Below are 18,917 nucleotides of genomic sequence, written 5' to 3' on the forward strand. Positions count from 1 at the left end.
GTGCGGGCCGGACGGTCATTGTTGTAGGCCGGACGATCGGTGCGCGGCGCACGATCACCATAGGACGGACGCTCGGTGCGGGGAGCACTGCTGCGGTCGCCGTAGGAGGGACGGTCGGTGCGCGGCGCACGGTCGCCGTAGGACGGACGCTCGGTGCGGGGAGCACTGCTGCGGTCGCCGTAGGAGGGGCGCTCGGTGCGGGCCGGACGGTCGTTGTTGTAGGCCGGACGCTCGTTGCGCTCGCTGTTGGTGCGGCCACCGTTTTCGGGGCGAACGGAACGCGAGCCATAGGCCGGGCGTTCGTTGGACGGACGCTCGTTCGAGCGCGCGGCGCGCTCGTCGGCGTTCCAACGCTGCTTCTTGGGGGCACCCTCGTCCGCGCGGTATCCGCGGTGTCCGGGGCTCTTGCTGCCGGCGTTGTTGGAACCGCCGTGGCCCGATCCGCCCTTGGAGGCGTACTTGGGATCGAAGTTCTTGCCGCCGCGACCGGCGGCGGGGTTGTGCGAATTGCCTTGAGGCATAAAAACATTTCTGGGTTGTGTTCAGTACATGGCAGAACAACATCGCACATGCGACGTAACTGAGAACCCGGGCAGTCTATGGCCGGGGCCGTTCACATACAGTGATTTTTCACCAGCGGATTACTGGGAAACCGGCCCAACTTGACTTACAAACCCATCCGCGCACAGCACGGTGTCAAGAGCCGACTTGTACACGCTACCCGATGCGTGCTGAAAAGTCACGCAAAAGGGTGCAGGTTGTCTCGCTCTATTCTGGTCTCATGACGATTTCGATCAGTATTGAGCCGCCACGCCAGGCCGACGTTGAAGCGCTTCTCGCCGCCGGCACCGTCTTTGCGCACTCCTTGTACCCAGTGGAGAACACGTTTCTGCTCAGCACCGACGAACTCGAACGTCCCGGCGTCGACGTGTACGTGGCTCGCGACCAAGACGGGGTGACCTGCGGCATGGCCGCTCTCGTTCCGCTCGGCCCGGATACCCGCGCTGAATTGAAACGACTATTCGTACACACAGAGGCTCGGGGCCGCGGTGTAGCCGGCCGCCTGCTCGACCGCATCGAAGCGGATGCCGCTGGCCGCGGCATCCGCTCTCTCGCGTTGGAAACCGGCACGCTGCAACACGCGGCGATGGCGCTGTACCGTGGACGCGGCTACGAGCAGATCGAGTTGTTCGGCCCCTATGTCGGCGAAGAACTCAGCGTCTGCTTCGCTAAAAGCCTGTAACCGCTCGCGGCACTCACTCGAGTAGTGGGCACCCCGAGGAACGAGCGCCCCCTTCGCGAAAGAGTGCCGCGAGGCGCGGCGGGGCCCGGCCGCGCCTCAGCGCAGCCGACCGCCGATCCGGCGGGACAGTTCTGCGGCGGTCGCCGCCACAACCTGGGCAATCTCTGGCCAGTGGGCCTCGTCGAACCGGTCGTGCGCGAACGTCACGGCGATCGCGGCGGCCGGCCAGCCGGCATGGTCGCGCACGGCGAGCGCGACCGAGGCGATACCGGGCGTGATCTCACCGTCTTCGGTGGCGTAGGTATCCGTTCTGACGCGATCGAGTACCGCCCGCAGCTCGAGCTTTGTGCGCGGACCCCGGCCGTCGCGTTGTTCGAGGGCCGCCGGGGTCGGATAAAGCGCGCGCAATTGGGCTGCGGGCAGCGCCGCAAGCAGGGCGCGTCCGCTGGCCGTGAGGTGCGCGGGCAACCGCACCCCGACGTCGGAGACGAGGGAGGGGCGATGCGCGGCGCGTTCCTCCACGAGGTAGATGACGTCACGCCCGTGCAACACCACGAGATGAGCACTCTCCCCCAACCGGTCGACGAGCTGGGCAATCAGAGGGCGGCCGAGCCTGGAAAGCGGTTCCTGGTGACTGAACCCGGAGCTCAGCTCGAAGGCGGCGACGCCGAGCCCGTAGCGGTGTTCCTCGGGCAGGTGCACGACGAACCCCTGGGCCATGAGCACGTCGAGCAACTGGTAGACGGTTGACCGCGGCAGGTCGAGGGCGCTCGCCAGGGCGGCCGCCGGAATCGGACCGCGCTGGGCGGCGAGATGCGTGAGAACCCGCAGGGTGCTCCATGCTGCCGGAACCTTCGACGCCATCGCTGTTCCTTTCAGAGCGGATGCTTATGTCCGGTATACCAGACACCGGCCTTTGTCTCACCCTGTCGCCGCGCACCGCGAGGGTGTGCAATCGAAGCATGACCATCACGACCTCCCCGAGCACCCCCACCTCCGCACACAACGGGAGCGGGGCATCCGCTGTCACAGCGAGCGTCGTCGTTGGAACCGCCGCGCTTTCGTTTACCGATGTGATCGCCGTCGCTCGGCACAACGCGCGGGTCACTCTCGACCCGGTGAGCCTGACGGAGGTCGCCGCGACCCGCGCGATCATCGAGGCCCTCGCGGCCGATACCGAGCCGCACTACGGTATCTCTACCGGGTTCGGCGCCCTCGCGACAACGTTCATCAGCCCCGACCGGCGCGCCCACCTGCAATCGAGCCTGGTGCGCTCACACGCCGCCGGCAGTGGTCCCGAGGTGGAACGCGAGGTCATACGCGCCCTCATGCTGTTACGGCTGAGCACCCTGATGACCGGACGCACCGGCGTGCGGCCGGCCACCGCCGAGACCTACGCCGCCGTGCTGAACGCGCAGATCACCCCGGTCGTGCACGAATACGGATCGCTTGGCTGCTCCGGCGACCTCGCCCCGCTCGCGCACTGCGCCCTCGTCGTGATGGGCGAGGGCCGCGCGCGCGATGCGACCGGCACCCTGCTCGGCGGAGGCGACGCCCTCTCCGCTGCCGGCATCACGCCCGTCGTACTCGCCGAAAAGGAGGGCCTCGCCCTGATCAACGGCACCGACGGCATGCTCGGCATGCTCGTGCTCGCCCTCGATGACCTGGCCCGCCTGCTCACCACCGCCGACATCGCTGCGGCGATGAGCGTTGAAGCCCTACTCGGAACGGATGCCGCCTTCGCGGCCGATCTGCAGCAGCTGCGGCCCCAGCTCGGCCAGGCCGACAGCGCCGCGAACCTACGCCGGCTGTTGCACGGCTCCGCCCTGCTCGCGAGCCACGCCGGCCCGGAAGACACGTCGGTGCAGGACGCCTACTCGTTGCGTTGCGCCCCGCAGGTACACGGCGCCGCTCGGGACACTGCCGCCCACGCCGCCCTCGTGGCCGGTCGCGAACTGGCCAGCGCCATCGACAACCCGGTCGTCACCGTTGACGGACGCGTCTGCTCGAACGGCAACTTCCACGGCGCCCCACTCGGCTACGTGCTCGACTTTCTCGCCATAGCGTCGGCGGATGTCGCGAGCATGAGTGAGCGACGCACCGACCGCCACCTCGATGCCAGCCGAAGCAAGGGCCTGCCACCGTTTCTCGCGCACGAAGTGGGCGTGGACTCCGGGCTCATGATCGCGCAGTACACGGCGGCCGGCATCGTGTCGGAGCTCAAGCGTCTCGCCGCGCCGGCATCCGTTGATTCGATCCCCTCCTCTGCGATGCAGGAGGACCACGTGTCGATGGGCTGGCACGCCGCCCGCAAGCTGCGCCGCTCGCTTGACGGGCTCGGCCGGGTGCTCGCAATCGAAATCATGACCGCCGCACGATCGCTCGATCTGCGCGCGCCACTCACCCCCGCCGTGGCGACCGCAGCGGTTCGCGATCTGGTGCGCACCGTAGCCGCCGGCCCCGGGCACGACCGCTTTCTCTCCCCTGAAATCGAGGGGGTCGTCGCTCTCGTCGCGTCGGGCGCGGTGCGCGGTGCTGCGGCCATCGATTTGGTGTGACGCTCGACCGACCTTGTAGTGACCTTGAACAACGAATTCACCCTGTTGTGGGCACACCGGTGCCGTGCCATACTTGCGCCACGCTGGCCCGCCCGAGCCACGTGCATCCATTACCCGAATGGAAAAGGTCTCGCAATGGTGCTCCCCGAAAACCGCCGTCGCATCCTGCGGATCGGGCGAGCGAAACCGCAGCATCGAAGTGGCGAGCATCGAGCACCGAAAGGCCGCGATGGCTGGCTGGCGGCGGTCGTCATCACGGCACTCGTTCTGTTCGGCGCACCGATCACGGCGAGCGCCGACGACGCGCCCACCCGCTCCCCCTCCACGCCGACGCCGATCACCAGCACGACCCCAGAAGCGGTACCGGACCCCTCCCCCGAACCAACGCCAACGCCGCAACCCGCGTTGCCACCGAGCGGCGGCTCCACACCGGAATCCCCCGCTCAGCCCACGCCCCCGGCTCAGCTCACACCCACACCCGAACCCGAACCCCCGATCCTGCTCACACCCACACCCGAACCCCCGATCCTGCTCACACCCACACCCGAACCCCCGATCCTGCTCACACCCACACCCGAACCCCCGATCCTGCTCACACCCACACCCNCTGCTCACACCCACACCCACGTCGGAACCTACAGTCACACCGACACCGACAGTGAAACCCGCCCCAGAACCGACCGACGGCCCCATCCCACCGACGAGCGAGACTCCCGGGCTATCCACAGGCCCGAACCCGGTCATGTCCACGCCCACCGATGGCGTCGCGCGGGCCGCGGCAGAGGCAGCCGCCCAAGCAGCGGCTCAGGCGTCGGCCCAGAAGTCGGGTAATGCCCGCGCAGCAGCCGCACAGGCCCTCAAGGCGCAGCTGGCCGCCGCCGCGCGCGTTGCCGCTAACCGTGCAACCGCTCAAAAACTGTCCGTGGAACGAAGCGCAGCGCTGGCGAATGCTCTCACCCGCTCGCAATCCGCGCAAGCCGTGCTCAACACCGCGCACGTCGACTTGGAATCAAGGCGGGCGAGCCAGGTAACGGCGCAGGGTCGTGTCTCCCTCGTGCACCGGCTGGCCGTTGAAGCTTCCAAGACCGCCGCCGCGTCCACCCGCAGCTTCGCCGCACTCGCGCGCAAGCTAGCCCAGCAACAAAGCGGCGCCGTCGTCGCCGACGTCTTTCTCGGCGGGCATTCACTCAGCAACATGCTCGACCAGCTCAGCACGCTCGACCAGCTGAACCACGTCACCGAAAACATCCAGACGATCCAGGCTCGCGCCCAGGCCGACACGGCGCGAGCGGTCAAGCTGAATCAGCAAGACGCCGAGACGCGCACGGCCGCGAGCACGGCATCCGTCGACGCCAGCCAGGCGACACTCGACGCGGCCACAAGCGACTTCGAGGCCGCAGGACTGGCGCTGGTCACCGCAGCCTCGCAGGCTGCGACCGCCGCCGCAACCCTCGCCGCACTCGGCGTGCGCCCGATCACTCTCGCCGACGTCGGCCAGCTCAGTGATCAGGGCTGGGCCAACCCGGCACACGGTGCAATATCGGATGCCTACGGGCCGCGCCCGGTCCGTCCGATCCCCGGCGTCGGCGCCTTCCACTTCGGCACCGACATTGGGGCGAGCTGCAAATCCCCCGTCCTCGCTGCCACCGCCGGAATCGTGCGGGCGGCCAGCGCCCTCGGCAGCTACGGCAACTGGATCCTCATCGATCACGGTGCGGGAGTTGAGACGGGCTATGCCCACCTCGCCGCCGGCGACACCCTGGTCGCTGTCGGCGATCACGTCGCCGCCGGTCAACAAATTGCCAGCGTCGGCAGTACCGGTCTGTCCACCGGCTGTCACACACACATCGAGGTTCGAGTCGACGGCGTGCGCGTCAACCCCCAACCGTTCTTCTTGAATCGCGGAGTCGACCTCGGCAACTGACTACGCAGCAGCCCGACGCGCGGCACGTCGCTCACGGGTGCCCTCGACCAGCAGATAGAGCACCGGAAGCACGATCAGCGTCAAAACCGTCGACGAGACCAGCCCGCCGATGACAACGAGAGCCAGCGGCTGCGAGATGAAACCGCCGTGGCCGGTGAGGCCGACCGCCATCGGCAGCAGAGCAAAAATCGTGGCGAGCGCCGTCATCAAAATGGGCCGCAACCGGCGGCTCGCACCGGCGACGAGGGCGTCGGGCACCGACAGACCGCGTCGCCGGTACTGGTTGACCAGGTCGACCAGCACGATCGCGTTGGTGACCACGATTCCAATCAGCATGAGCACACCGATGAGTGACGGCACCCCGAGTGGAATGCCGGTCGCCACCTGCAGCGCGATTGCCCCGGTCGCCGCGAACGGCACCGACACGAGCAGTAGTAGTGGCTGCAGCAATGAGCGGAACGTCGCCACCATCACGATGTACACGATAAGGATGGCCACGAGCATCGCCACTCCGAGCTGCGCAAAAGCCTCTGCCTGGTCAGCACTGACGCCGCCGAGCGTCGCGGTGGCCCCGGTCGGCAGCGCCGTGTCGACGAGCACCTGGCTCAGCTGCGCGTTCGCCGCGCCCAGGTCGTCACTGGCGGGCGTGGCCGAGACGGTCGCCGTGCGCAGTCCCTTCGCCGTGGTGAGCGTGCTCGGACCATCCACCTGTTCAACGGTCGCGAGAGTCGAGAGGGCCACTGATCCGGTACGCGTGGGAATCTGCAGTGCCGCGAGAGCAGCGGATGTCGTCGGTGGCGACTCCGCCGACAGATACACGGTCAGTTTGGTCTCATCGATCACGATCGACCCGATCGAACTGGGCTGCATGGCCTGCGCGACGAGGGTTCCGAGGGCAAGCTCGCTGAGACCCGCCGCGGCCGCCGCCGACCGGTTCACCGTGACAGCCAGGTACGGCAGCGACACGGCAAGGGTGCTGGCGCTCTCCTTGATGGCGCTCAGATTCTGTACAGCGCTGAGAATGGACGTCGTCGCAGACTGGAGGTCGGCATCCGTTGCCGCCGTGATGTCGACGGCGATGTCGGAGGAGGCTCCGAACCCGCTTGCCGCTGCCACCGAAATCTCACCTACATCGGTGAGGTCGGTGAGCGTCGTGCGCGCTTCGTTTTGTACCGCATCGGCGTTGGCACCGTCGGCGGTCGTGATCGAGTAGGTCACAGCGCTCGAGCTGGGTGTCCCACCACGGAACGCGCTCGCCGCGCTGCCGCCACCAATCGACAGCTGCACGATGTCGATGCCCTCGAGGTTCCGCAGCGCCGTCTCCACCGCAGTAGAAGCCGCATCCCTTGTGGCCAGGCTGCTGCCGACCGGTAGCGTTTGCGTCACCCGGAACGTGTTTTGCCCGGTCGACCCCAGAAAGTTCACCTTCATGAACGGCACGAGCGCGGCCGTTCCGCCGAGCACGAGTACCGCGAGCAGCAGCGTCGCAACGGCATGCTTGAGGGTGAAGCGAATGATCGGCAGGTAGCTCTGTTGCAGCCGCCCCGGGTTCTCACCGGTCGCCCCCGCGCCGGCTACCACCGCGGCATCGGGCCCGCGGGGCACGATCGCCGATTCTGCGGCCGACTCACGCGGGGAGACGCCATCGAGGCCGGCCACAACCTTGGGCGCCCGCAAAAACCAGTACGCGAGCACGGGAACGATGGTGAGCGAGACGAGCAGGGAGGCCAGGAGCGCGATCGTCACGGTGAGCGCAAACGGCCGAAACAGCTCGCCGGTCGAGCCGCCGACGAAGGAGATCGGTAGAAATACGGTGACCGTCGTGACGGTCGACGCCGTGATGGCCCCGGCCACTTCACGAACGGCGAAGACGATCGTCGCGGCGCGGTCCGATCCCGTAACGAGATGCCGTTTGATGTTCTCGATGACCACGATCGAGTCGTCGACGACCCGGCCGATGGCTATTGTGAGGGCTCCTAGGGTGAGGATGTTGAGTGAATATCCCACGCTTTGCAAGCCGATGAAGGTGATGAGCACCGAGGTGGGAATCGAGATCGCCGTGACGAGCGTGGCCCGCACCGAAAGCAGGAACAACAAAATCACGAGCACCGCGAAGCCGAGGCCCAGCAGGCCTTCCTGGGTGAGCGCGTCGATCGACTGCTGAATGAACGGCGCCTGGTCGAATACGACCGTGAACGTAGCGGGAGCGACGGCCGCCTCGAGTTGCGGCAGGATCGCGCGCACCCCCCTGGACACGTCAACCGTGTTCGCGGCCGGCACCTTGGTGACGGCGATAGTGAGGGCGGGCTCGCCGTTCACCCGGGAAATGCTCGTGACCGGGTTCTCCACGAGGGCTACCGTGGCGACATCGCCGATCGTTGTGGCCGGGGCATCCGCTGCGCCGCCGGAGAACGCGGTCGAGCTCGCTACGAGCGGCAACGCGGCGATGTCGTCGACCGAGCCGAGCTTCCCGCCGGCCTGCACCGACAAAGTTGTGTCGTTCTCGGTGATCGCGCCGGCCGGTATCAGCGACCCATTCTGCTGTAGCGCCGACGTGATGTTCGAAGCGCTGAGGCCGCGCGCGGCGAGCTCGTCGACATTGGGTGTGATCGTGACCCTACGGCCGATATCTCCGGCCAGGGCGGCATCACGCACGCCCGCCACGTCGCGAATGTCGCCGAGCACGCTGCGTTTGAGCTGATCGGCGAGCGTCACAGTGTCGCTCGAAGCGACCGCGAGCGAGATCACCGGAAAGTCGTCGATGCTGCCGCTGATCACCTGCGGGTCGACGTCAGCCGGCAGCACGTTCCGGATGCGGTTGATGGCCTGGTCGATGCGGGATTCAGCCTTGACCAGGTCGGTGCCGTAGGTGAAGGTGGCGCTCACGAGCGAGGAGTCGGTGGTGCTGGTCGTCGATGTCGATTCGAGGCCGGCGAGGCCCTGAATGGCGGTTTCGATCGGGGTCGACACGTTGTCGTTGACGACCTGTGGCGAAGCACCCGGGTAGCTCGTCGACACGAGCAGCTGCGGCAGCTGCAGTGACGGAATCAGCTCCTGCTTGAGTCCGGTCAGGGCGAGGCTGCCGAACACGGCCGCCACAATGGTGATGAGGGCGATCAGCGCCCGATTCTTCATGCTCACTACCGCGAGAAAATGCACCAGTTCATTATGCCAGTGCACGCAGACCGCCCGGCCAGCGGTCGGGTGGGTCAGACCACTTCGGCCAGGTAGCCGGTATCGACAAACGGATGCCGCAGCAGCGACCCCCAGGCGGCGTCCAGAGCGTCGACGGCTCGGTTGGTGTCGTCGACGGAGTGCGAAAACGGCAGTCGCAGGAACCGCTCGAAAGCGCCGTCGATGCCGAAGCGTGGACCGGCCGGCACGAGCAGGCCGTAGCTGCGCGCGGCGAGCGCGAGCTGCGAGCTCACCGGAGCGCCGAGGTTGACCCAGGTGGTGATTCCACCGTCGACATGCGGCACCTGCCAATCCGGGAAAGTGTCGGCGAGTCGGCGCTCCAAATGGTCGCGTCCAACGCGCAATAGCTCCCGGCGCCCGTCCAGGACGCTGGGCATCTCGGCGAGCAGCCGCGTCACGATGAGTTGTTCGAGAATGGGCGTGCCAAGGTCGTTGGCACAGCGGGCGGCCACGAGTTTGTGAATGAGCGCCGGTTCGGTTCGGATCCAGCCGATGCGGATGCCGCCCCACACGGTCTTGCCCACCGAACCGACACTGACGACACGCGGAGCGGACCGGGCGTCGGTGCAGGCCGCGAAGGGCGGAAACTCGCCTTCCCGGTCGATGGCGAGCTCGGCGATGGTCTCGTCGATGACGAGTGTCGTGCACGAGTCCGCGGCGGCGGCGGCCACCCGCGCACGCTGCTCGGCCGGCATGCTCTGACCGGTGGGATTGTGAAAATCGGGCATGAGGTAGCCGACCACGGGGCTGCTGCGCTGCAGCGTCTGCAGCAGGGTGGTCTCGTCCCAGCCGCGGGCAGCCGGGTCTTCGTCCGGCCCACCCGCCGACACGTTCACGGCTACCAGGCGGCCACCGGCCGCGCGCAGCGCCTCGGCTGCGTGCGGGTAGGTGGGTGTCTCGATCAGGACGCGGTCCCCGCGTCCGATGAGCACGCGGGCCAGCAGGGCGATGGCGTGCTGGGCGCCGAGCGTCACCATGATCTGCTCGGGCGCGGTCGGCAGCCCGCGAACGGTATAGCGGTCGGCGATGGCCGCCCGCAGTTCGGGAATACCCACCGGGTCGAAACCGGCGTCGCCGAGGTGCCGCGGCAGCTCGGCGACGGCGTGCGCCGCGGCATCCGCCAGCCCGGGCAGTGCCGGCATCGTAGCCTTGCTGAAATCCAGGATGTCGTCGGCCGTGCCCGCGGAGGCCGCCACCGTCGCCCCCGGCAACCGAACGACGCTGCCCGACCCGCGCACGCTGCGCAGGTAGCCCGCGTCGCGCAGCTGGCGATAGGCCGCTGTGACGGTGGTGCGGCTCACGCCGAGGCGCAGGCTCAAATCGCGCTCGGCCGGCAGGCGGCTGTCGGTGGGGATCCGTCCGTCGAGGGTCAGCAAGCGGATGCGATCGCTCAAGGCAAGATAGGCGCTCGCTCCGCCGCGCCACTGTCCCAACAGTGTGTCCAGCGCTCGCGCACTGACATGGTTGTCGCTCATGAGGCCACCCTAGTCAGATTGGCTACTTGATAACAGGCCAGTTATGCAATTGGATGGGCAACTATGACCCGTCGAATCACGCAACTGCTTATTGGCCTCTTCCTCTACGGCATCGGCATTGCCCTGATTGTTCGCGGCGGCATTGGCGTAGCCCCCTGGGACGTGCTGACCCAGGGCATCGACAACCACACGCACCTGGGCTTCGGGCTGATCACGATTCTGCTGAGCGGGGTCGTGCTGCTGCTGTGGATCCCCATCCGGCAGAAGCCCGGTGCTGGCACGGTGCTGAACGCGTTGCTCGTGGGCCCGTCAGCCGATGTTGGCCTGTGGCTCATTCCCGCTGATCTCGACCTGTGGGCACGCATTCTGCTCTTCGCCGCAGGGCTGCTGCTGATTGCGGTCGCCACCGGCCTCTACATCGGGTCGCACTTCGGGCCCGGTCCCCGCGACGGCCTGATGACCGGCCTGCACAAGCGCACCGGCTGGAAGATCTGGATCGTGCGCACGGGCATCGAAGTCACCGTGCTCGGCATCGGCTGGGCCCTCGGCGGCAACGTGGGAATCGGCACAGTGCTGTTCGCCGTGCTGATCGGGCCGCTCTGCCAACGCACCATCCCGTTCTTCGCGATCAAACGCCCCGGACGCGCGGTCCGGGCGGCCGATCCCGCCCCCGCCGCGACCGTCTGAGGGTCCGCTCAAGCGTGGGCTCACGGTTGCGGTCGGCGTGGAACAACATCGCTTCGCGCACACACTGCGCCCCCTCAGGGTCACGCCTGAGCATCGGCGCACCGGAGTACCGTTTACGACATGGCAACGTGGCGAGAAGTGGAACAGGATGCGCCGCAATTCGCGGCACGGGTGCGGGCACGATTCGACGCCGGCACCAACAAGACGATGGCCTCCCTGCGGCGGGACGGCTCCCCGCGGATCAGCGGCACCGAGCTCGTTTTCGAGCCCGAGCGCATCACCCTGGGGATGATGCCCGATTCCCTCAAGCTGCATGATGTGCTGCGAGACCCACGTGTCGCCATCCACTCGCCGACCTTGGAACCGCCGGCCGGACAGCCGTCGGACTGGGCCGGTGACGCAAAACTGGCCGGGACGCTGGTCGTCACCGAGCCGACGTCAGCCGATCCGCCGGGCACGTCGAGCTTCGACCTGCGGCTGCACGAGGTCGTGCTCACCTACATCGACCCCGACAACACCCATCTGGTGATCGAGTCGTGGCACCCGGGGCGGGGCTGGGAACGGATCAGCCGGCTGTAGGGCCGCAGAACTCGGTGATGGTGGCCTCGAGGATGTCGGCAAGGGCCCGCACCGACTGGGCGTCTGCCCACTCGGTATCGGCGTGCAGGCCATCACCATCGGCGCCGAACACGACGCAGGGGATGCCGGCTTCGAGAATCAGACCGGCGTCGGTCCAGAACGGTTCGCCGCGGGTGGCCGCCGGGCGGCCGAGCACTCGTTCGGCATGGCCGGACAGCGCACGCACGATCGGCCAGTGCGGCTCGGCCGCAAAGGCCGCCCGCGCGACCAGCCGGGTCAGTGTGAACTGAAACTGGGGCTCGGTGCGCTCCAGCTCGGTGAACAGGGCGCGCAGTTCGGCCTCGACGCTCTCGGGCGACTGACCGGGCAGCGTCCGTCGTTCGAGGGTGAGTACGCAGCGGGCCGCGACCGTGGCCGCGTCGTCGCCGCCGGCAATCTGCGACACCCGCACGGCGCCGTGGCCCAGCGTGGCATGCGCCGGGGCCGCGTTCAGCTGTTGCCGCAGGCCGTCGAGGGCGCGTAAGACGAGGCCGGCATGCCAGATGGCGTCGACGCCGAGTTCGGGCTGCGAGCCGTGCGCGGCGAGCCCGGTCAGCTCGAGTTCGAACCAGGCGAATCCCCGGTGGCCGATGGTGAGTTCGAGGCTGCTCGGCTCGATCACGAGGGCGGCATCGGCCCGAAAGCTCCGCAGCACCTCCTCGGTGCCGATGCTCCCGAATTCTTCGTCGGCGACCAGCGTGACGATCACATCCCCGGCCAGCCCCTGCGCGGATGCCCGCGCTGCCGCCACGAGAATAGCCGCGAGCCCACTCTTGGTATCGATGGCCCCGCGCCCGTACACCCGGCCGTCACGGAAATCGCCGCTGAACGGATCGCCCGCGTAGGTCGCCACGCCGACCGTATCGAGGTGACCGTTGAGCATAAGCGAGCGGCCGATGCCGGTGCCGCGCTTCAGGCCGACCACCGAGGGCCGCCCGGCAGTCTGCTCGAGCACTGTGACGTCGAAACCCTGCTCGAGCAGCCAATCACGGCACCACGCGGCGATCGGGGCCTCACCCGCTGCATTGGGCACGAGGCCGGGGTTGACCGAATCGATGCGCACGAGCTGCTGCAAAATCGCGACGGGGTCGGTCTCAGAGGGTAGACGGGTCATCCCTCGAATCTAGGCCCTGCCTCGGAAGCGGGTGAATCGCTGTCGCGGATGTCTGTCAATTGCCCGCGACGGGAGCCGCTTTGGATAAGGTGCAGCATGGGTTCCACTTCCCGATGGGGACTGATTCCGGCGGCGTTGGTGAGCGCCTCCGCTGTGCTGCTGTTTGCGCTGCGGATGCCACTGCCCGGCTATCTCCTGCTGGCCGCAGCTCTCATGGGCGCATTCATGGTCAATCGGGCGCTGTTTCGCGATCTGCTGCTGCTATCCGTGGGTCTGCTGATCATCAGCTCCATCTCGGTCGAGGCGAACATCAGCTATCCGAACATTGCGCTCATGGGAACGGTGTTGAGCCTGTCGGTGCTGGTGCCCTACCTGCTGTCGCGCTATTACTTCAAGGATCACGCAATCCGATTTCCGATTCGCACGGGGCAACGCTGGACCCGGCTCGAGCGCGCCTACCTGCCCATGGTCGTGCTGCTCGGCTACCTCATCCTGCCGAGCTATTTCATCGGCTCCGGCGCTTACCAGAACTGGCCAGCGGTCACCGCACCCGATGAAATCGCCCGCCTCTTCGTCGGCGTGGGCTTCGTGGGAATCTGGGACGAATTATTCTTCATCTGCATCGCCTTCGCCCTCCTGCGCCGGCATTTTGCCGACTGGCAGGCCAACATTTTGCAGGCCGTGATCTTCTCGTCGTTTCTGTGGGAGCTCGGGTACCAGTCGTGGGGGCCGCTACTGACCGTGCCGTTCGCACTGCTGCAGGGCTACACCTTTGCCCGCACGCGGTCGCTGACCTACGTGGTCTGCGTGCACCTGCTCTTCGACCTCGTAGTGTTTCTCGTACTCGTGCACGCCCACACACGCGACTGGCTGGCCATCTTTCTGTACTGAGACCCTTGCCCCTCTCAAGAACGCGATATAGCGTGTCTTTGATAACACGCGATATAGCGTGAGTTTTCATCCCTGAAAGGACAACACGGTGTCATTGGAAAAATGGCTGGTCACCCCCGGTCAGACCAGGATTATCGATATCGAACTGGTGCGCAAGCTCAAGGTCGGCCTGATCGGCGGCACGGTCGACATCATCGGCCACGACGAGCCAGGAGCTCGCATTGAAGTGCACGGCGTCACCGGCAAAGACCTCAAGATCTCGATGGACGGCGACCGCCTCGCGATCGATCACCCGCACCTGCGCTGGGACAACTTCATCGAGGTGTTCGCCGCGTTTCGCGGCACCGCACGCGCCGAAGTGAGCATCTCGGTTCCCCGCGACGTCGCGCTGCACTTCGGGGTCGTCTCGGCCGATGCCCTCGTGTCGGGCCTCTGCAGCGACGCCAAGCTCAGCACCGTGTCGGGCGATCTGGTCATCGACGATGTCGCAGGTGACCTCGAACTCAACGCGGTGAACGGGGAGATCTCGGTGCGCAACCACGTTGGGGCGCTGGTCGTGCACACCATATCGGGCGATATCACGGCGAGCGGGCGAATCCGCAGGTTTTCGCTCGACGGCGTGACGAGCAACGTTTTTCTTGACCTGACCGGAACGCCCGATCAGATCGTGACCAACCTGGTCAACGGCAACCTCACCGTGCGGGTCGAGCCGGGCGTCGCCGCGCGCTACCACCTCAATACCATCTCCGGCACGCTCCAGCTCGACGATCACACCGTGCGCACCGCGTTCGGCAAGGGCTACGAGGGATCCACCGGCACCCTCGATGGCAGCTGGCTCGACATGCGCGCCAACTCGGTGTCGGGCGACATCTCGGTAGTGCGCAGCGAAGGCGCCAGCGCCGCATCGGCCGGTGCAGCATCGGCCGGTGCAGCGGATGCCGCAGCGCCCGCTTCGTCCGACGCTCGCGCCCACGAGGACCCGGCATGAGCGCCATGTTCGCCCACGGCAGCCTGCGCCTCTACCTGCTGAGCCTGCTCGCCGAGCGGCCCCGACACGGCTACGAGCTGATCCAATCGCTGAGCGACCGTTTCGGCGGAACCTACAGTCCGAGCGCCGGCACGATCTACCCGCGGCTGGCCAAACTCGAGGAGGAGGGCCTCGTCACCAAGTCGACCGACGGACGCAAAACCGTCTATGAGATCACCGATACCGGCCGCGCCGAGCTGCTCGTTCGCGACGGTGAACTCGGCGCGATCGAAGACGAGGTGACCGACTCGGTGCGGCGACTCGCCGACCAGGTGCGCACCGGCGTCAACTCCGCTATGAAAACCCTGCGCGCCGACCTCGCCTCGGCCGCCCGCCAGGCCCGAGATTCCACCAGGGTCGACCCGCGCGGCTACGACGGTACAGCCGATTCGTGGGACCCCGCGGGCTCGTCGACCTGGGAGCGACCCCGCCCGACGCCGACAGCCGCCGAAGAACCGCCCGCCGAGACCTCGAGTACCGAGACCTCGAGTGCCGAGACCTCGAGTACCGGCGCATCGACCGCGTCGGCATCGACCCCGCGCCACGACTCCACGCAGGCTCTGCGCGAGGCCGACATGGTGCTGAATGAGTTCCGGCAGCAGTTGCGCGCCGACCTGCGTACGCAGGCCTACCGGTCGATCCTCCCGCCCGACACCGTTTCGTCACTCCGCCGACAGCTCGCCGACGTGCGCGCGAGCATCCTCGCCACCCTGCACCCGTAGCCCTGCTCAACCTGCTGCGTAAGACCGGCAATGTTCGGGACACGCCGTTTTTTCGGCCGAAAAGCACGAAGTGTCACAATTTTGCCGGTTTTACGTGGACCAATCGATTTGACACGGAACCGGGTAGGTGTAGTGTCGACCCTCGTGACACCCGAGGCGAATGCCCCCGTACCAGAGAACCGTTCACCTAAGCGGTGGATCATCGGCGATCCACTCCCCACCGAGCATTTGGACGGCCAACTGCTACCCAAACACCTCGCCCTGCCCATCTTTGCGAGCGACCCGCTGTCGAGTGTGGCGTACGCGCCGCAAGAACTCCTCATGATCCTGACCCTCGGTGGGCTCGCATTCTTGAGCTTCGCGCCGTGGGTTGCCGCGGTCGTCGTCGTGCTGCTCGTCGTCGTGGTCGCGTCGTACCGCCAGTTGATCAAGGCGTACCCCTCGGGCGGCGGTGACTACGAGGTCGCCCACAAGAACCTGGGTGAGAAAGCCGGCCTGGTCGTCGCATCCGCCCTGCTGGTCGACTATGTGATGACCGTGGTCGTATCGGTCGCGAGCGGCGTGGACAACATCATCTCGGCGATACCCGCGCTGGCCCCTCTGCGCGTCGAACTCGCCGTCGTATTCATCATCCTGCTCGCGGCAGCCAACCTGCGCGGCGTTCGGGAGTCGAGCAAGGCCTTCGCCGTGCCGACCTACCTGTTCATTGGCAGCGTGCTGCTGATGATCATCGTCGGACTCGTGCGGGCCCTCCTCGGCGACGCCCCCGTGGCGGAGTCCGCCGGGTACGACGTTCAAGGTGAGAACCTGGCTCAGGCCGCGTTCATTTTGCTTCTTCTTCGTTCCTTCGCGAGCGGATGCAGCGCCCTCACCGGGGTCGAAGCGATCGCTAACGGGGTGCCCGCGTTCAAACACCCCAAGGTCAAGAACGCCCAGCGCACGCTCACCCTCATGGGCGGCATCGCCATCGTACTGTTCGTCGGGCTGACGGCCCTCGCACTCATCTCCCAAGTGCATTACGCAGAACGTGCCTGCGACCTGATCGGCTGGGCCGAGTGCGCCACGGCTCCGCAGCGCAGCCTGATCGCCCAGGTCGCCGCCGCAACCTTCGGCGACTACTCCATCATGTTCTTCGTGCTGCAAGCGGCCACAGCGGCCGTGCTGCTGTTGGCCGCGAACACGGCCTTCAACGGCTTCCCGCTCCTGGGCTCCGTCCTCGCCCGGGACTCCTACGCACCCAAGTCGCTGAGCACCCGCGGCGACCGGCTCATCTACTCCAACGGTGTCGTTCTCCTGGCCCTGGCCGCAGTGGCGATCATGGTCGTCTACCAGGCCAACCTCACCGTGCTGATCCAGCTCTACATCATCGGCGTGTTCGTGTCGTTCACCCTTGGCCAGACCGGCATGGTGCGGCACTGGCTGAAACTGCTGGGGAAGAACCCGCCGAACCGGGGTTCGATCATTCTGAGCCTCTCGATCAACGGTTTCGGAGCCGCACTGACCGGAGTGGTGCTTATCGTCGTGACCATCACGAAATTCACCCACGGTGCCTGGCTCGTCTTCGTGATGATGCCGATCCTGTTCTTTCTCATGATGGGCGTCAACCGGTACTACCGCGACGTCGCAAAGGAGATCGAAGTCGATCCGGTCACGACCTTCGGGTCGCAGGGCGACCATGCGATCGTGCTCGTCGGCAAGATGCAGAAGCCCGTACTGAAGGCCCTCGACTACGCCATCGCCGCGCGGCATGTCAGTCTCGAAGCGGTGCATGTCTCCATTGACACCGCCGAGACCAAGGAACTCAAACGTGCCTGGGTCAAGCAGAACATCCAGGTGCCACTGCGCATCGTCGCCTCGCCCTACCGCGACATCAGCTGGCCACTGATCAACTACATCAAGGAGCGTCGCCAGGATCACGGTTCCGAGGTCATCACCGTGTACACACCGATCTACATCGTCGGGCACTGGTGGGAAGGCCTGCTGCACAACCATAAGGCACGCCGGCTGCGCCAGAAGCTCATGCTCGTTCACGGCGTCACGATTGCCCTGGTGCCGTGGCTGCTCGACTCCTCGGAGCTCATCTACGGCCGCCGCTCCCGCCCGATCCCCGGTCAGGACCGTCGCGGCGAGCCCGTGCGTTCGCGCCCGGTGTCGCGCCGACCGCTCGCGCCACCCACGGTGACTCCCGAGACCGCGACGAAGTCGACCACGCTCGTGGGAGCCGTTCCGCCGCAGTCGCGACCGTCGGCATCCCGTCGCCGCAAGCGCAAGTAGCAGCGTCGCCGATTCCACAGCGCGGTGGGCGTCGGGCTAGAGCCGGGCCATGATCTGCCGGGCGATGATGCGACCGGCACGGTTGGCGCCGACCGTGCTCGCCTGCGGGCCGTAACCGGCGAAGAAAATGCGCGGGTCGGTCCACGACACACCGGAGGCGACCACGACGCCGCCGGCCTTTTCCCGCAGATTGAGCGGCGCCAGATGTCGCAGCTCCGGCCGAAAACCGGAAGCCCACACAATCGCGTCCGCCTCGGTGAAGGTTCCATCGCTCCAGCGCACACCGGCCGGCTCAATGCTCGTGAACATGGGGCGAGCCACGAGCAGTCCCCGGTCGATGCCGGCCGCGATGCGGCGCGTGACCGGCACCCCGGTTCCGCTGACAATGCTCGGGAGTGCTTTGCCAGCCCGGGCCGCGCGATCCTGCGACATCACGGCCGCCACGGCGGTCACCTCCGCGAGCTCGTCGGTGTGACTGAAATCAATCGGACGACGCGCCACCCAGGTCAACTCGCTCGCCACCCCCTCGAGCTCAAGCAGAAAACCGATCGCCGACGTGCCGCCGCCCACCACCACCACACGCTGGCCGGCGAATGCTTCGCTCGACACGTAGTTCGCCGTGTGCACCTGCGTTCCCTCGAAGGTATCCGCGCCCGGGTAATGCGGCACGAACGGCGCGCCCCAGGTGCCGGTCGCGTTCACGATTATTTTCGCGTCGGTCTTCTGATCGCCGAAAACAGGGGAACTCGTGGCCACGACCAGGTTGGACTGAATCGGAACGACGCTGGTCACGGTCACGGGGCGCACGACATTGAGCTCGAAGTGCCGCTCATAGTCGCTGTAATAGTCGCTGACGACGTCACGTGCCGGCAGGGTGTGATCGGCCGTGTCAAAGCTCAGGCCGAGTTCTTTCATGCCGGGAAGATCGTTGACGCGGTGCGCCGATCCGAGCTGCAGAGCCTGCCAGCGGTGCTGCCAGGCCCCGCCGGTGCCGGGGCCTCGATCGAAAATGATGAAGTCCCGGCCCGCAACAAGCTCAAACCGACGCAGGTAGAAGGCAACGGACAGCCCGGCCTGGCCGGCGCCGATGATGACGATGGGCACGCTGACATTGCCCGTCATGCCACCCCATTCCTACGGATTAGCCGTGCGAACGGCGTCCGCGGGGCGCAAGGCCCACCATGCTAAA

The 18,917-nt window shown here is 66.8% G+C and carries 13 protein-coding genes and 2 pseudogenes; 9 read left to right on the plus strand and 6 right to left on the minus strand.

Annotated features, from left to right (window positions below):
* A pseudogene (locus E3N85_RS16435) lies at window positions 1-521 on the minus strand (ATP-dependent helicase); the annotation flags it as partial.
* Window positions 522-781: 260 nt separating this feature from the next.
* Here E3N85_RS16435 and E3N85_RS15910 point away from each other — a divergent pair.
* Window positions 782-1,243, plus strand: a complete 462-nt coding sequence (locus tag E3N85_RS15910; RefSeq protein WP_134464948.1) for a GNAT family N-acetyltransferase — start codon at window positions 782-784, stop codon at window positions 1,241-1,243.
* 96 nt (window positions 1,244-1,339) lie between these two features.
* Here the strand turns inward: E3N85_RS15910 and E3N85_RS15915 are convergent, their stop codons facing one another.
* Window positions 1,340-2,107, minus strand: coding sequence for an IclR family transcriptional regulator (locus tag E3N85_RS15915; RefSeq protein WP_134464950.1), 768 nt, complete (start codon window positions 2,105-2,107; stop codon window positions 1,340-1,342).
* Window positions 2,108-2,205: 98 nt separating this feature from the next.
* Here E3N85_RS15915 and hutH point away from each other — a divergent pair, with 98 nt between their 5' ends.
* Together hutH and E3N85_RS15925 are read left to right on the plus strand one after the other, a co-directional pair.
* Window positions 2,206-3,801, plus strand: a complete 1,596-nt coding sequence (gene hutH, locus E3N85_RS15920) for a histidine ammonia-lyase (protein WP_134464952.1) — start codon at window positions 2,206-2,208, stop codon at window positions 3,799-3,801.
* A gap of 742 nt (window positions 3,802-4,543) precedes the next feature.
* A complete protein-coding gene (locus tag E3N85_RS15925; RefSeq protein ID WP_134464954.1) occupies window positions 4,544-5,725 on the plus strand; it encodes a M23 family metallopeptidase in 1,182 nt (393 codons plus the stop codon).
* Here E3N85_RS15925 and E3N85_RS15930 read toward each other — a convergent pair whose 3' ends face one another.
* Both E3N85_RS15930 and E3N85_RS15935 read right to left on the minus strand, forming a co-directional pair.
* Window positions 5,726-8,884 (minus strand): efflux RND transporter permease subunit, encoded by a 3,159-nt coding sequence (locus E3N85_RS15930; protein WP_134464956.1) that lies wholly within the window; start codon window positions 8,882-8,884, stop codon window positions 5,726-5,728.
* A 50-nt stretch (window positions 8,885-8,934) separates the two neighbouring features.
* Complete coding sequence (locus E3N85_RS15935; RefSeq protein WP_134464958.1) at window positions 8,935-10,395, minus strand: PLP-dependent aminotransferase family protein; 1,461 nt, start codon at window positions 10,393-10,395, stop codon at window positions 8,935-8,937.
* A 63-nt stretch (window positions 10,396-10,458) separates the two neighbouring features.
* Here E3N85_RS15935 and E3N85_RS15940 point away from each other — a divergent pair, with 63 nt between their 5' ends.
* Both E3N85_RS15940 and E3N85_RS15945 read left to right on the plus strand, forming a co-directional pair.
* A complete protein-coding gene (locus tag E3N85_RS15940) occupies window positions 10,459-11,082 on the plus strand; it encodes a YitT family protein (protein WP_134464960.1) in 624 nt (207 codons plus the stop codon).
* A 120-nt stretch (window positions 11,083-11,202) separates the two neighbouring features.
* Window positions 11,203-11,661 (plus strand): pyridoxamine 5'-phosphate oxidase family protein, encoded by a 459-nt coding sequence (locus E3N85_RS15945; protein ID WP_134464962.1) that lies wholly within the window; start codon window positions 11,203-11,205, stop codon window positions 11,659-11,661.
* Here the strand turns inward: E3N85_RS15945 and E3N85_RS15950 are convergent.
* A complete protein-coding gene (locus E3N85_RS15950) occupies window positions 11,648-12,814 on the minus strand; it encodes a M20/M25/M40 family metallo-hydrolase (protein ID WP_134464964.1) in 1,167 nt (388 codons plus the stop codon). The genes E3N85_RS15945 and E3N85_RS15950 overlap by 14 nt on opposite strands.
* A 96-nt stretch (window positions 12,815-12,910) precedes the next feature.
* Between E3N85_RS15950 and E3N85_RS15955 the strand changes: the two genes are divergently transcribed.
* The 4 genes and pseudogenes from E3N85_RS15955 (at window position 12,911) to E3N85_RS15970 (ending at window position 17,728) form a co-directional block, all read left to right on the plus strand.
* Entirely contained in the window at window positions 12,911-13,705 is a 795-nt protein-coding gene (locus tag E3N85_RS15955) for a CPBP family intramembrane glutamic endopeptidase (protein ID WP_134464966.1), read from the plus strand.
* A gap of 88 nt (window positions 13,706-13,793) precedes the next feature.
* Window positions 13,794-14,693, plus strand: a complete 900-nt coding sequence (locus tag E3N85_RS15960) for a DUF4097 family beta strand repeat-containing protein (protein WP_134464968.1) — start codon at window positions 13,794-13,796, stop codon at window positions 14,691-14,693.
* A pseudogene (locus tag E3N85_RS16895) lies at window positions 14,690-15,097 on the plus strand (PadR family transcriptional regulator); the annotation flags it as partial. The gene E3N85_RS15960 and the pseudogene E3N85_RS16895, both read left to right, overlap by 4 nt.
* 501 nt (window positions 15,098-15,598) lie before the next feature.
* The gene (locus E3N85_RS15970; protein ID WP_134465020.1) at window positions 15,599-17,728 is read left to right on the plus strand and encodes an APC family permease; all 2,130 of its coding nucleotides are present in this window, start codon (window positions 15,599-15,601) and stop codon (window positions 17,726-17,728) included.
* A 36-nt stretch (window positions 17,729-17,764) separates the two neighbouring features.
* Here the strand turns inward: E3N85_RS15970 and E3N85_RS15975 are convergent, their stop codons facing one another.
* The gene (locus E3N85_RS15975) at window positions 17,765-18,850 is read right to left on the minus strand and encodes an NAD(P)-binding domain-containing protein (RefSeq protein WP_134464972.1); all 1,086 of its coding nucleotides are present in this window, start codon (window positions 18,848-18,850) and stop codon (window positions 17,765-17,767) included.
* Between the last annotated feature and the right edge of the window lie 67 nt (window positions 18,851-18,917).

It is taken from the genome of Cryobacterium sp. Hz9 (assembly GCF_004402825.1).
Classification (GTDB): Bacteria; Actinomycetota; Actinomycetes; order Actinomycetales; family Microbacteriaceae; genus Cryobacterium; species Cryobacterium gelidum.

What these genes read in the sequence shown, in the direction of transcription:
- E3N85_RS15910 (WP_134464948.1), top strand. Translation starts at nt 782, where the DNA reads ATGACGATTTCGATCAGTATTGAGCCGCCACGCCAGGCCGACGTTGAA.
- E3N85_RS15915 (WP_134464950.1), bottom strand. Translation starts at nt 2,107, where the DNA reads ATGGCGTCGAAGGTTCCGGCAGCATGGAGCACCCTGCGGGTTCTCACG.
- hutH (WP_134464952.1), top strand. Translation starts at nt 2,206, where the DNA reads ATGACCATCACGACCTCCCCGAGCACCCCCACCTCCGCACACAACGGG.
- E3N85_RS15925 (WP_134464954.1), top strand. Translation starts at nt 4,544, where the DNA reads ATGTCCACGCCCACCGATGGCGTCGCGCGGGCCGCGGCAGAGGCAGCC.
- E3N85_RS15935 (WP_134464958.1), bottom strand. Translation starts at nt 10,395, where the DNA reads ATGAGCGACAACCATGTCAGTGCGCGAGCGCTGGACACACTGTTGGGA.
- E3N85_RS15940 (WP_134464960.1), top strand. Translation starts at nt 10,459, where the DNA reads ATGACCCGTCGAATCACGCAACTGCTTATTGGCCTCTTCCTCTACGGC.
- E3N85_RS15945 (WP_134464962.1), top strand. Translation starts at nt 11,203, where the DNA reads ATGGCAACGTGGCGAGAAGTGGAACAGGATGCGCCGCAATTCGCGGCA.
- E3N85_RS15950 (WP_134464964.1), bottom strand. Translation starts at nt 12,814, where the DNA reads ATGACCCGTCTACCCTCTGAGACCGACCCCGTCGCGATTTTGCAGCAG.
- E3N85_RS15955 (WP_134464966.1), top strand. Translation starts at nt 12,911, where the DNA reads ATGGGTTCCACTTCCCGATGGGGACTGATTCCGGCGGCGTTGGTGAGC.
- E3N85_RS15975 (WP_134464972.1), bottom strand. Translation starts at nt 18,850, where the DNA reads ATGACGGGCAATGTCAGCGTGCCCATCGTCATCATCGGCGCCGGCCAG.